Genomic DNA, 13,665 nt, shown 5'->3' with positions numbered 1-13,665 from the left:
GAGGACAAAGGTATGGGCGTTGATATGAAGGTCAAAGCGATATACGATTCTGAAATTGGTAACATCACCAGATCAGAAAAGAACTGGAAGGATGTGTTAAAGGTCGCAGGTCAGTTATACCGCTATGAATTTGACAATATCGTTATGGTAACAGCTCAGAGACCTCCGGAAAAAAGCACACTCATGGCAGATTATGATACCTGGAAAAAGGTGGGAAGATATGTAAAGCGTGGTGCGAAAGGCTGCGCTATCTTCCCGTCGAGGGCGCTGAATCCACGCATGAGGTATATCTTTGATATTAGTGATACCGGAGGGAAGAATGTCAAACTGACATGGGACCTTGAGGGAGAAAATCTTAAGGATTATGTGGATTTTCTTGTGTCAGAAGGTCAGATTGAGCAGTACGATAACAGCGACAGGGAGTCTCTAAAAAATATATTAAAACAGTTTACAGGAACAGATGTTTGGCTTATAATAAAAGAAGAGTTCGGAGACCGAATGACCGAGCTTATGCAGCTATCAGGTAGTGTGATAAAGGAAGAAAGTAAGAAACGCAATGGCTTACAGCAGGAAATGGACATGGAGCAGCTTGTATATGCAAGTGTCATGTATGCTGTAGGGACGAGATGCGGATTTGACTTATCTGTGCAAGAACAGGATTTTAGTCAGATCGTAAATATCAAAGACGAAGAGATTATTTACCGTCTTGGTTCCATTGTATGCGATGTCTCCTGTAGTGTTCTTAGAGAATTTAGTCGTAACTTAAAGGCAATCGAGAGCGAAAGGAGAATTGGATATGTTAGAAGAAATGACTTACAAGGAAGTGGACGGACTGCTTTATCCGCAGATAGAGATGCCGGACGAGACGGAGGATCTCACGAAGCTGGGCAAATACGGAAGGATGGCGATGAACTATCTAAAGGAGAACGAGCCGGCAAGATACAAGACGCTGATGAGATTCGGGAAGATGTACGAGAAGATGTCAGCGGTAGAGGAGGAAGCGAACCAGCTGTACGACCAGCTGGAGATGCAGTATCTGGCGAAGCACAAGCCACAGGATCCGTCATCGACAATGGAGATGTGGAAGATAAGAGAGCAGGCGAAGATGCAGGCAGAGGAAGTGGTACTCCATCAGATAGTGATGCGATTCCACTAGAATCGGATGATACAGAACTGAATAGGGAACTTGATGAAATCAATTCATTGGGTGTTAGTAAGGAAGCCGAATATACACAGGCTTCCTTTTTTTTCGACCAGAACGGGCAGGCAAGTATTGGCACCATTCATACTGAAGATGAAAACAATAATCAGTTTATGCGTCAGTTCGAGCAGGACAGAAAAGCTGCATTAGCAGGTAAATACAATTATCTGAATCCAAAGAAGTCAGCCACAGTATCAGGTGAGTATATCAAACAGGTGCTTATGAGAGGTACAGGTTTTATCGGTGGCAAGGGCAGAGTATGCAAGATTTTTGAAACAGAGATTGATGCAGGAACCAGAGCAAAGCGTATCAAAGCAGAATATGGTCAGGGAGGTGCAGGCTGGCCGGTTGACGGACTAGGACTGCACGGATATGACACATTTCATGGGAATGGACTGCGTTTTCAGTGGCGAGATGAGGATGGAGAGGTTGAAGGATATGTTTCGTGGAAAGATATCGAAAAAGAGCTTGGTGTACTTATTCTTACAGGGGAATACCAGCCTGAGACACCTCGTATTGATGAGCTTGCGATGGACGGACTCCGTGAGGATGATGAGGTCATTGATGCCGAATACCGGGAAGTGGAACCGGAGGAGGCAGAAGCAGAGATTGATGATTATGCAATACCGGATGAGCCGGAGAGCTATGCTTCTAACAGAGATTATGTAAGTGCAAAAGGCATGACACCACAGGAAACTGCCGATGAAGACCGCATGGTAACACAGGCAGAATATGGTGCAGAGATAGAAGCTGAAACAACTGAAAAAGATCCATCAGAGCTTCAGTATATTACACCGATTGATTATGCCAAGCGTATTGCAGAGCTTGATGAAGACCTGCGTGATGCGGCGGAGATTCTTGTAACAGATTGCAGCTGCTACACTCCATTTAGGGCATTCCTTATGGATGTGGTGCAGTCTGATTTTGCATTTATGCCAAATAAACTTGACCTTATCAGGGATATTGCATTAGGGACAGATAATGCAGAAAGAAAGGCATATTCCAACAATAAGTATGGTCTTGTGGAGTACTCAATCAGAAGCGGATATGTGAAGATCAGCTATAAGAACAGGAATGGTGTGCGTAAGGAAGGTGCACTCGACTGGCGTGAGTTATACGAGATTTTATCCTATATGGTAAAACAGCCATTTTACTGTGGAGAAGACCAGAAAAGGTATTATCAGGAGACAAAGCAGAAGGCTGACAGGGATAAGATGAATCCGGTCTATAAGAGATTCTTTGATATCGAGGATAGTGTAAAAGCTAATCGTCTTGAAACCAGGGAAAGAGCAACAGCGAATGGCTGGGAAACCAAGATTGATGAGAATGGACATGTGATTTCAGATGATGCGGTACAGAAAAAATACAACTTCCACTATAATCTCTGGGAAATGGAAAAAGGTGGAGCCAAGACCAGATACCAGTGGAATATGGATGCAATCCGCACTTTAAAGCAGATTGAATCAGAAAACAGGCTTGCCACACCGGAGGAACAGAAAGTTTTGTCGAAGTTTGTTGGCTGGGGCGGACTGTCACAGGCATTTGACGAGGAAAACGCAGGCTGGAGCAAAGAATATGCAGAGCTGAAAGACCTTTTATCTGATGAGGAATACAGTGCTGCAAGGGCAACAGTAAATAACGCCTTTTATACTTCACCGGAGATTGCCATGTGCATAAATTCGGCACTTGTCCAGTTTGGTTTCAGAGGCGGCAATGTATTAGAGCCATCTATGGGTATCGGTAACTTCTTTGGAAGTATGCCGGCACCAATGCAGAGAAGCAAGCTGTATGGGGTGGAGCTTGACAGCATTTCAGGAAGAATTGCAAAGCAGCTTTATCAGAATGCCAATATCAGTATCACAGGATTTGAGAATACCACATATCCGGATAACTTCTTTGATGTGGTTGTCGGGAATGTGCCATTTGGAGATTACAAGGTATTTGATCCGAAGTACAACAAGTATAACTTCCGTATTCATGATTATTTTCTGGCAAAAGCACTTGATCAGGTAAGACCGGGTGGCATGGTTGCTGTAATTACCACAAAGGGAACACTTGATAAGGCAAATCCTACTATCCGAAAGTATCTGGCTGAAAGAGCAGAGCTTGTGGGAGCAATAAGGCTTCCGAATACTGCATTTAAAGACAATGCAGGAACCGAAGTGACAGCAGATATCCTGTTTTTGCAGAAGAGGGAGAGAAAGATTGATATTGAGCCTGACTGGGTACACCTTGGTGTGACTGAGAATGGCATTGCTGTCAACTCTTATTTTGCGGAACATCCGGAAATGATGCTTGGGGCTATGGAGTATGACACAAGGATTTACGGACAGGACAGCAGATATACAGTCTGTGTGAATGATGATGAGAACTTCAATATGTATGAAGCATTAAACAAAGCTATCGGTAATATTAAAGCACAGATGACAGATTTTGAGAGAGTGGCAGATGAGGCGGAGCAGACGGAGGAAGTTATCCCGGCTGATCCGGATGTGAGAAACTACACTTACACATTTTTTGAAGGAAAGCTCTATTACAGGGAAAATTCCGAGATGGTAAGAAAAGAAGTATCACAGACTGCCGAGGAGCGAATCCGAAGCCTTGATGAAATCAGACAGATAACAAGAGAGCTGATTGATATCCAGATGGATGGCTGCAGCGAGGAGGAGCTTTCTGATAAACAGAGACTTCTTAATGTAAAATATGATGATTTTGCAAAGCAGTATGGAGCCATTACTTCAAAAGCAAACAGAATAGCTTTCAGGGATGACAGCGATTACCCACTTCTTTGCAGTCTTGAGGAAGTAAATGAAGACGGGGAGGTGAAAAAAGCGGATATGTTTTATAAGCAGACGATTAAGGCAAAGGCTGTCATAGACAGGGTTGAGACTGCTGTGGAAGCATTAAATGTATCCGTCAATGAATTTGGATATGTAAACCCTGCCTATATGCTTTCTATCTATGAGCCGGATATTACTAATGCAAAGGAAGAGCTTGCAGAAAGGTCCGGACAGACAGCGGATGAGATAACGCTAAGTGATGATGCTTTGGTAGAGCTTAGAAGAGCAGTTCTTGTGGAAGAACTGGATGGACTGATTTTCTTAAATCCCGACCGTTACAACGAGAATAATCCAGACATCGGATGGGAGACAGCAGACGAGTATCTGTCCGGAAATGTGAGAGACAAGCTTCGTGTAGCAAAAGCTATGGCAGCGGATACAGACAATCCACAGGCAGAAAGATTTGCAGGCAATGTGGCAGCACTTGAAAAGGTGCAGCCGGAATGGATTGAAGCATCAGACATTGATGTAAAGATTGGTACGACATGGATTGAACCGCTTGATTATGAGCAGTTTATCTATGAACTTCTCAATACGCCAAGGCGGGCAAGGGCAGTCAGAAGCCAGTATTACAATACAGGCATTCAGGTACACTTAAATAAGATGAGCATGGAATGGTTCATCGAGAATAAAAGCATGGATAAGCATTCAGTGGCAGCTACTAAGACCTATGGTACAAGCCGCATGGATGCTTATTCTATTTTTGAGGATACGCTGAATCTTAAAACTGTAACAGTAAGGGACAGGATTGATGACGGAGATGGCCAATATCATTACGAAGTCAATAAGAATGAGACAATGCTTGCAAGGGAAAAGCAGAACATGATTAAAGAGAAGTTCAAGGAGTGGCTGTTTTCAGAGCCGGAGCGCAGACAGAAGTATGTGGAGTATTACAACGAGACATTTAATAACATCCGTCTGCGTGAGTATGACGGAAGCCACTTACAGTTTCCGGGAATGAATCCGGCGATTGAGCTAAAGCCACACCAGAAGAATGCGGTGGCAAGAATTCTTCTTGGAGGAAATACCCTGCTGGCACACTGTGTCGGTGCCGGAAAGTCCTTTGAGATGATGGCTGCCTGCATGGAACAGAAAAGACTAGGACTTGCCAATAAGACCATCATGGTTGTTCCAAAGCCGCTTATCGGTCAGACTGCATCAGAGTTTTTAAGGCTTTATCCATCAGCCAATATCTTAGTTGCCACAGAGCGTGATTTTGAAAAGAGCCGCAGAAAGCAGTTTGTATCAAGGATTGCGACAGGCGACTATGACTGCATTATCATGTCCCACTCGCAGTTTGAGAAAATCCCAATCTCAGCAGAGAGAAAGGAGCGAATGCTTAATGAGCAGATTGATGAAATCAGCTATGCGATTGATGAGATGAAGGAGCGTAACGGAGAGCGTTGGACTGTAAAACAGATGGAAAGCCAGAAGAAAAAGCTGGAGGAACAGCTGAAGTCTCTATCCGATGAGAGCAGGAAGGATGACCTTATAACCTTTGAGGAGCTTGGCGTGGATTCTATTATGGTGGATGAGGCGCATAATTTTAAGAACCTTGCGATTTTTTCCAAGATGAATAATGTGTCAGGCATCAGCAGCAGTGGAGCGAAGAAGTCAACGGATATGCAGCTAAAATGCCAGTATCTATCAGAGATAAATGATGGCAGGGGCATTGTATTTGCAACAGGTACACCGATATCCAATACCATGTGTGAGATGTATGTCATGCAGCTTTACTTACAGAAAGCGGCACTTGAAGAGATGGGGATTTATCACTTTGATTCATGGGCAGCGAACTTTGGTGAAGTGACAACAGCACTGGAGCTTACTGTAGAGGGAAGCGGATTCCGTTTTAAGAGCAGATTTAATAAGTTTACGAATCTGCCGGAGCTTATGAATATCTTCCGTGAGGTAGCAGATGTGCAGACCGCAGACATGCTTGACCTTGATGTGCCAGCTCTCCGTGGCGGGAAGCCTATCATAGTTGAGTCGGAGCCTGACTGGTATGTAAAGCAGGTCATGGAAGATTTTGTTGTGAGGGCAGAGCGTATCAGAGGCGGTGGAGTTGATCCAAGCGAGGATAACTTCCTGAAGATTACCCATGAGGCAAGACTACTCGGAACAGATGCCAGACTGATTGATAAGGATGCACCAAACAATCCGGATGGAAAGCTCAATAAGGTAGCAGAAAATGTCTGGAAAGAATATGAGAAAGGAAATGCCAACGGTCATATAGGCTGCCAGCTTATTTTTTCGGATATCGGCACACCGGGACCGGATAAGGACTTTACCATCTACGATTATCTGAAGGAAACACTTATCCAGTATGGTATTCCGGCTGATGAGATAGCATTTATCCATGATGCCAAAACGGATGCACAGAGGGATGCACTTTTTAAGGAAATGAGGACAGGTAAAAAGAAAGTTCTTATCGGTTCAACGGACAAGTGTGGAACAGGTGTCAATGTGCAGACACACCTTGTTGCAATGCATCATGTGGATTGTCCGTGGAAGCCTTCTTCTATTGAACAGAGGGAAGGACGAGGCATACGACAAGGCAACGAAAATGAAGAGGTGGCAATCTACAGATATGTCACCAAAGGAACCTTTGATGCATACAACTGGTCGCTCGTCGAGAATAAGCAGCGATTCATCAGTCAGGTCATGACAAGCAAGGCTGTAAGCCGAAGCTGTGAGGATATCGACGAGGCTACACTTTCCTATGCAGAGATTAAGGCGGTTGCTACAGGCAATCCTCTTATTCGTGAGAAGATGGAGATTGACAATGATGTCCAGAGATTAAAGCTATTAAAGGCATCCTATGACAATCAGAGATATGGCTTGCAGGATAACTTTATGATTAAGTACCCGAAGCTCATTAAGACAGCAACGGAAAAACTTGCCAATGTAAGAGAGGATGTAAAAGCAAGGGATAAAGAGCTGATTGATAATCCGGAATTTGCCATTACCATAGGCAGGGCAACTTACACAGAGCGAGTGGAAGGCGGAACGATGATGCTTGAAGCAATCAGCAAGTGCAAGACCGGAGAGACAACTGCAATCGGTAAATTCCACGGATTTGAACTGCTTGTGGAAAAGAACTTCCTTGGCATCAATTATATGGTGCTTCGTGGAAAGACTGAGTACAAGGCAGAGCTTTCCACAAGTCCTGTCGGCAGTATGGTAAAGCTGGAAAACCTGTTCAATGGACTCCATGAGAACATCGATTTCTTAGAAAAGAAGATTGAGCAGTACCAGAATGACCTTGAAGCATCAAAGGCAGAGTATGACAAGCCATTTGCGTACAGTGAGGAACTGAATGAAAAACTGGCAAGGCAGTGTGAACTGAATGCCCAGCTTGACCTTGAGAACGCAAAGGCTGTGGATGCAGACCTGAGCGGACCGGAGGAAGAAAGAGAAACAGATGACAGGATGGAATCTGCAGCAATTGTGGCAGAGGATAAAGGTGCTTATCCAGCCGACAGAGAGGGCAGAACACGATAGGAGAGTGAATAATATGAGCATAAGAAAAGTGGTCGCAGGACTACTGATTACAGCAGGGATTGCCATTATGGCAGTCCCTTTTTTCTGGCGGACAACCGGAGAAAAACAGACAGAACAGCTCATACGTGAATTTGAGCAGACATTGGAGGATGATTACGATGAAGAAACAGATGTGGAGGAAGAGCAAACCTTCATTAGTGAAGAGGATGAAGCCATTCTTAAAGAAGGCGGTGTTATCGGCATCATTGAGATACCGGGCTTAGATATCAGGTATCCGGTAATGGAAGGAACCACAAGCAAAGTACTTAATGCCGGGATTGGTCATATAGAAGAAACAGCAGGAATCGGTGAGAGTGGCAACTGTGTGTTATGCGGTCACAATGGCAGCAGATATGGCACATTTTTTACAGCGCTGAAGCAGATATCCATAGGCGGTGAAGTGATGATAACCGACAAAAAGGGACTGAAACACATCTATGAGGTAACAGAGACAGAGGTAGTAAATCCGTATGATAACAGCATCAAGACACAGGGTACAGAAAAAGAACTAACTCTTTTTACCTGTTCCCAGAAAGGAACCATGCGTTTTGTGGTCAGGTGTATTTACAAGGAGGCGGTGATGGATGAATAAGAGATACCGGTTAGGTGAGATAGAAGAGGCAGTATCGGAAATGGAGGAGTTAATCGGGCTTGAGGATGATATTGCAGAGATTGATGATGACTTTCAGATAGTCGTAAGCGGCTGGTCAGTATATGTCGAAAGCCTGAATCTGACACTCAGACAGGGAATAGCCTGTGTATGGGATGAGGAGGAAGGATTATTTATGCCTGATTTTGATGTGACTATCGTGTATGAGGGGAACATTGAAACACAGGAGTGGCTCTACTACGAGCAGGATGGAATGGTCGTTACACTTGGCAACTGGTTAAATGGTAGATTGTCTTGTGAACAGATAGAACAGCTTTGGTGTGATCTTATCATACCAAAGCAAAACAAAGAACAAAAAGAAAGCGAGGAATAGCATATGAAGTATTCAATTAAGGTAAATGAAGTAAGAGCAAAAGAGGGCAGCAATATCAAGGGATTTGCAACAGTAGTATTTGGTGATTCATTTAAGATTACCAATATTGCAATTCTTGAGAATAAGGACAAGGGAGAGCTTTTTGTATCAATGCCTAGATACCGTTCCAATGAGCGTGATGAAAGCAATGGCGTGATCTATAAGGATGTGTGCAATCCTATCACAGCAGAGTTTCGAGAGGAACTCTATACCAATATCCTTGATGCCTATGCAAGAATCAGGGAGCCGGAGAAAGAGGAGACACAGAAGCAGGACAGAACACAGGAAATGCCTGAGTTTTCCGTAACTGTGACACCTTATGAGAGGGAAGGCAGCAATATCAAGGGGCTGGCACGAATTTACTTTGAAAACAGTTTCATTGTAAATAACATTAATATCGTGCAGGGCAAAGAGAAGATCTTTGTATCAATGCCTTCTTATAAGACAAAGCAGGTGGATGAGCAGGGCAAGCCAATCTATCAGGATGTCTGCTATCCGGTCACAAAGGATTTCAGGGAAAAACTCTATAATGAGATTATCTCGGAATATGAGAAAGCAAAGGATAAGAGCAATGAAAAAGCTAGGGAGAGTGCTGAGAAACATCATGGCAATCCCGATAAAGAGAAGGACAAAGAGACAACACCCTTTCGATAATTAGCAATCGGAGAACAGGGGCGGCCAAGGCTGCCCCATTTACAGAATGGAGGAAACAGAATGGATATGGAAGCAGGAAAAACACTTACCAATGAGGAGGTCATAAGGGAACTTCTCGAATTATTAAAGAAAAATGCCATGAAAGAGCAGGCAAATGATGTATTTGAGATATGCAGCTATGTGGATGGACTGGAGAAAAAGATTGATTCCATGACGGAAGAACTAACCAACATGCAGAACCAGATCAAAGAAATGCAGGAGGATACACTTGTCAATAATGTTAAAAAGGCATTGGCGGAAGCACGGGAGCGACTTAATACCAGATGTGAGCAGATAAAGTCGCAGGTATCAGAAGTGAAAGCACAGGTCAAATCTACAGCAAAGAGCATAGTTGATGAAGCAAAGGCAAAGGGAAGAGCAGCATTATACAGGGTATCTGAGTTCTTAGGAATTAAGAAAAGACTTCTTGATATCCGGGAAAATGTAAGAGGTGCAATCAAGACTACGGATAAGGATATAGCAAAGACAGCACTTCTTGCAAAAGGATTTCGTGAAGCCGGGCAGACAGTAGCCAATGCATTCCGCACTTTTGCTGACAAGCCGGAGGTGGATTACTCACGGAAAGAGCAGAAACATCCCATTACAAAGGCGGTGCTTGCACCTATGAAAGCAGTGAAAAAGATACTTGTATCAATGGAGCTACATCTTGATGCTTCGATTAATAAGCTGGATAATCTGGCTATGAATGTGCAGCTTGATAAGGAAGAGCATATGGAGAATGTGAAGGAGCAGGAACAGACAGAGCCGGAGAGGGCAGAAACTGAGCGAGTGGAAGCAGAGATTGTATATTCACCAATGGTCGCTGAACCGCAAGAGTATCAGTATAATGCAGATGCATTTGAGGCTAGAGGTGTGGATGAGGTGAAGCAGGAAGCGGCACATAAGGAAGTATCGAAGGTAAGAGAAGATAAAGCCAGATAGATGTGAGGACGTGGGAGAGATTCTGCGTCCTTTTTTAATGCGGATAAATATGATAGATGTTATAATGTGAAAAGATAAGTGCGAAACATGTGCTATACTAGCAAAAGTTGTTAATTACATAAAGGTGGGAGAAATTTGACAAAAAGTAAAAAGACAAAAATACATAAAAAGGTAGATGGTCAGCTTTTTCAGATGAATAAAACATTTAGTAATCTCAAGATGAAACAGAAGGATAAGATTACAGGCTGGGTGTTTGATGAATACAAAAGATATGTTACAGAGCATGATAAAGCACCTGATTTACTGGCAGATGAACAGATTGTTGAAGCTGTACTTGATAAGATAAATGAGGCACAAATCTGGATACCTGATGGAGAGATATACGATTATTATCGAAGAAAGAAGCCACAACTTCAAAAGAGGCTAGATAATGAAAAGGTGATTAAGTTTAAATCCTATGTCAGTTTTTATAAGAGCATTGTTGATCAGGACAGGGCATCCGTTGTTATATGCAATCTCAAGCATGAGATTATCTACATGAATCCGGCAGCTGTTATCAGCTATGCAAAGCGAGGTGGCGATAAACTTATTGGAAGAAGTCTGTTAGATTGTCATAATCCGGAATCCAGAGATAAAATACAGCAGGTAGTGGAATGGTTTGCAGCAAATGAAAGCCATAATATCGTCTATACTTTTCATAATGAGAAACAGAATAAAGATGTTTACATGGTGGCACTCAGAGATGAGGGTAAGCTGATAGGATATTATGAGAAACATGAATATCGAAATGTAGAAACTATGAAACTATACGATTTGTGGTGATGATATGACTAAGGATGAATGGTACAGGCAGTTATTTGAGCGACTGGATAATTCCAAGTTCAGAAGCAGTTTCCATCTGAAGCAGAAAGATATTGATTACATAAATGAAAAAGGTCTTGATACAATAAGACAACATGCAAAGGATTTTATAGCAAAGAGAGAAGCTCCGGCATATATAGCAAATGATGGCAAGCAGACACCTATGCGTGGACATCCAGTATTTATTGCTCAGCACGCAACAGCAACATGCTGCAGGGAGTGCATCCGAAAGTGGCATAAAATGCAACCCGGCAAGGAATTGAGTCAGGTGCAGCAGGATTATCTTGTAGATGTAATTATGACATGGATTCAAAAAGAAATGGGGAGGCAGGAACATAAATCATGAGTTTAAAAAATGTATTGATTATTGTTGATAACATTGACGAATCAATTGATTTTTATGAAGAATTGTTTGGATTGCGTGTGATTACAAGGATGGAAGGTAATGTGATAATGTCTGAGGGGCTTGTGTTGCAGGATGTAGATGTATGGTATGATAGTACAAAAATACATACAACTCCACATAACAATATGACGGAACTTTATTTTGAAGATAATGATATAGAAGGTATTATTGAAAAACTGGAGTCTGGCAAGTATGTTGTAAGTTATGTTACGGAATTAACGGAACTTGAAGGTGGACAGAAACTTGTAAGATTCTATGATCCGTCAGGAAATCTTATAGAAGTACGCACACCAGTTAATTACAACTGAAGAAAGTGGATTTGAGGAAAATGCAGATATTTGTAGATGCAGATGCGTGTCCAGTAGTGGACATTGTAGAGACAATAGCAGAGAAATACAACATTTCAGCCACCTTGTTATGTGATACGAATCATATTTTGTATTCTGATTACAGCGAGGTGATTGTAGTAGGTGCAGGAGCAAATGCAGTAGATTATAAACTGATCAGCATTTGCCATAAAGGGGATGTGGTAGTATCGCAGGATTATGGCGTCGCTGCTATGGCACTTGGGAAGGGTGCATATGCTATTCACCAATCCGGCAAGTGGTATACGAATGAGAACATAGATCAGATGCTTATGGAGCGGCATCTTAACAAGAAGGCAAGACGCAGCTCTCACAAGAATCATATGAAAGGACCGAGAAAGCGTACAGAAGAAGATGACGTACGCTTTGCACAGTCCTTTGAAAAACTTATACTGATGGCAAGATCAAAAGAAGGTGCTCAGAGTGGGAATATTTAAGAAAAAGACAGTTACAAAGACATATGATAAGGGAAATAAGAAACCAGTAATCAAGGCGAGCATTTGTAATGGTGAGCAGGTTGCAGGCTTTAAGGACCTTCATACAGGGAAGATAGAAGAGGTTATGTTGATTAAGAATCAAGCAGATCTTGATGTATTCAAGAAAATGTATGGAATAGATGGAGAGATAGAGAAGGAATACTGATATGAATATACAGATATTTGGAACGAAGAAATGCAATGATACTAAGAAGGCGGAGCGTTTTTTCAAGGAGCGGGGCATAAAGTATCAGTTCATTGATATGAAAGAAAAAGGTATGAGCAAAGGAGAATTTAATTCGGTAGCTCAGGCAAATGGTGGATTAGAAAATATGGTTAACTGGGATGGCAAGGACAAGGATTTACTTGCTCTTATTAAGTATATCGCAGATGAAGATAAGCTCGAAAAGGTACTTGAGAATCCACAAGTAATTAAAATACCAGTAGTAAGAAACGGAAAGCAATCAACACTTGGTTATCAGCCGGATATTTGGAAAGGATGGAACTAAATGTACTTAATTAAGACTTTAATGGGAGATATAACAAAAGTAACAGATGTGCAGGCAATTGTGAATGCAGCAAACAACTCTCTTCTTGGCGGAGGTGGTGTAGATGGTGCAATTCATAGAGCAGCAGGACCGGAGCTTCTGGCGGAGTGCAGGACACTTCACGGATGTGAGACTGGAGAAGCAAAGATAACAAAAGCCTATAATCTGCCATGTGATTATGTGATACATACTGTAGGACCGATGTAGGACGGATTTTGCGGACATTCAAAATAAAAAAGAATGTGGAGGTAACAGACAATGGCAAAATCATTATTTGAGGAACTGGGCGGCAAATACGAAAGGCAAGGGGATTATTTGATACCGTGCTTAACTGTACCCGCCGAAGAAGAACAGGCAATAGGCATCTGGGGGCAACGGCATTTAGATTATCTAAAACAGTACCGTAAAGTTACATACACCAATCTTCTTACAAGCGGCAGGCTAAACGCCTACCTTGCCGACATCAACAGACAGGCACAGGAACGCTTTGAAAGGCTCATAGAGGGTATGAAACAGGCACAGGGCATAACGGAACAGCTAAAGGCAGAAAACGCCTTAGAATGGACAGGATGCCTCAATAACATAAGGGCTTGTGCGAGGGAGATTGTGGAAAAGGAAATTATTTTTGCATAAACAGATGATTAGTGGCAGGGGGAAATCCTGCCGCTTTTTCTGCTTTAGTTTGTCAGCTTGACAAATAAAGGGTTAAGGAATATAATTAGATTCAGTATTATACAAGGAGTTAATAAATATGCGGCAAGGTATTCT

12 protein-coding genes and 1 pseudogene are annotated in these 13,665 nt (G+C 42.5%); all 13 read left to right on the top strand.

Annotation, left to right across the window (positions count from 1 at the left end; genetic code table 11):
• The first annotated feature begins 12 nt into the window (after window positions 1-12).
• The 13 genes and pseudogenes from H9Q76_RS13850 (at window position 13) to H9Q76_RS11325 (ending at window position 13,530) form a co-directional block, all read left to right on the top strand.
• Entirely contained in the window at window positions 13-7,545 is a 7,533-nt protein-coding gene (locus H9Q76_RS13850; RefSeq protein ID WP_330594646.1) for a helicase-related protein, read from the top strand.
• Window positions 7,546-7,558: 13 nt separating this feature from the next.
• Window positions 7,559-8,176, top strand: a complete 618-nt coding sequence (locus H9Q76_RS11380; protein WP_118489331.1) for a class D sortase — start codon at window positions 7,559-7,561, stop codon at window positions 8,174-8,176.
• Complete coding sequence (locus tag H9Q76_RS11375; RefSeq protein WP_118489332.1) at window positions 8,169-8,567, top strand: hypothetical protein; 399 nt, start codon at window positions 8,169-8,171, stop codon at window positions 8,565-8,567. The genes H9Q76_RS11380 and H9Q76_RS11375 overlap by 8 nt, the downstream gene beginning before the upstream one ends.
• A gap of 3 nt (window positions 8,568-8,570) precedes the next feature.
• Window positions 8,571-9,260 (top strand): SpoVG family protein, encoded by a 690-nt coding sequence (locus H9Q76_RS11370; RefSeq protein WP_118489333.1) that lies wholly within the window; start codon window positions 8,571-8,573, stop codon window positions 9,258-9,260.
• A 60-nt stretch (window positions 9,261-9,320) separates the two neighbouring features.
• The gene (locus tag H9Q76_RS11365; RefSeq protein ID WP_118489334.1) at window positions 9,321-10,241 is read left to right on the top strand and encodes a DUF6674 family protein; all 921 of its coding nucleotides are present in this window, start codon (window positions 9,321-9,323) and stop codon (window positions 10,239-10,241) included.
• A gap of 135 nt (window positions 10,242-10,376) precedes the next feature.
• A complete protein-coding gene (locus H9Q76_RS11360; protein ID WP_118489335.1) occupies window positions 10,377-11,063 on the top strand; it encodes a PAS domain-containing protein in 687 nt (228 codons plus the stop codon).
• A gap of 4 nt (window positions 11,064-11,067) precedes the next feature.
• Window positions 11,068-11,448, top strand: coding sequence for a DUF4186 domain-containing protein (locus tag H9Q76_RS11355; RefSeq protein ID WP_118489336.1), 381 nt, complete (start codon window positions 11,068-11,070; stop codon window positions 11,446-11,448).
• The gene (locus tag H9Q76_RS11350; protein WP_118489337.1) at window positions 11,445-11,816 is read left to right on the top strand and encodes a VOC family protein; all 372 of its coding nucleotides are present in this window, start codon (window positions 11,445-11,447) and stop codon (window positions 11,814-11,816) included. The genes H9Q76_RS11355 and H9Q76_RS11350 overlap by 4 nt, the downstream gene beginning before the upstream one ends.
• 20 nt (window positions 11,817-11,836) lie before the next feature.
• Window positions 11,837-12,310: a YaiI/YqxD family protein gene (locus tag H9Q76_RS11345; RefSeq protein ID WP_151197305.1), complete on the top strand. Its 474-nt coding sequence runs from the start codon at window positions 11,837-11,839 to the stop codon at window positions 12,308-12,310.
• Window positions 12,297-12,515, top strand: a complete 219-nt coding sequence (locus H9Q76_RS11340) for an aspartate dehydrogenase (RefSeq protein ID WP_118489339.1) — start codon at window positions 12,297-12,299, stop codon at window positions 12,513-12,515. Before H9Q76_RS11345 ends, H9Q76_RS11340 begins: the two co-directional genes overlap by 14 nt.
• A 1-nt stretch (window position 12,516) precedes the next feature.
• Window positions 12,517-12,858 (top strand): arsenate reductase family protein, encoded by a 342-nt coding sequence (locus tag H9Q76_RS11335; protein WP_118489340.1) that lies wholly within the window; start codon window positions 12,517-12,519, stop codon window positions 12,856-12,858.
• Window positions 12,859-13,101: pseudogene (locus H9Q76_RS11330) on the top strand (macro domain-containing protein); the annotation flags it as partial.
• A gap of 54 nt (window positions 13,102-13,155) precedes the next feature.
• The gene (locus H9Q76_RS11325) at window positions 13,156-13,530 is read left to right on the top strand and encodes a TnpV protein (RefSeq protein WP_001129922.1); all 375 of its coding nucleotides are present in this window, start codon (window positions 13,156-13,158) and stop codon (window positions 13,528-13,530) included.
• The last annotated feature ends 135 nt before the right edge of the window (window positions 13,531-13,665 follow it).

It is taken from the genome of Wujia chipingensis (assembly GCF_014337155.1).
In the GTDB taxonomy this organism is placed as follows: Bacteria; Bacillota; Clostridia; order Lachnospirales; family Lachnospiraceae; genus Coprococcus_C; species Coprococcus_C hominis.
This window is presented reverse-complemented; position numbering and strand designations above follow the sequence as displayed.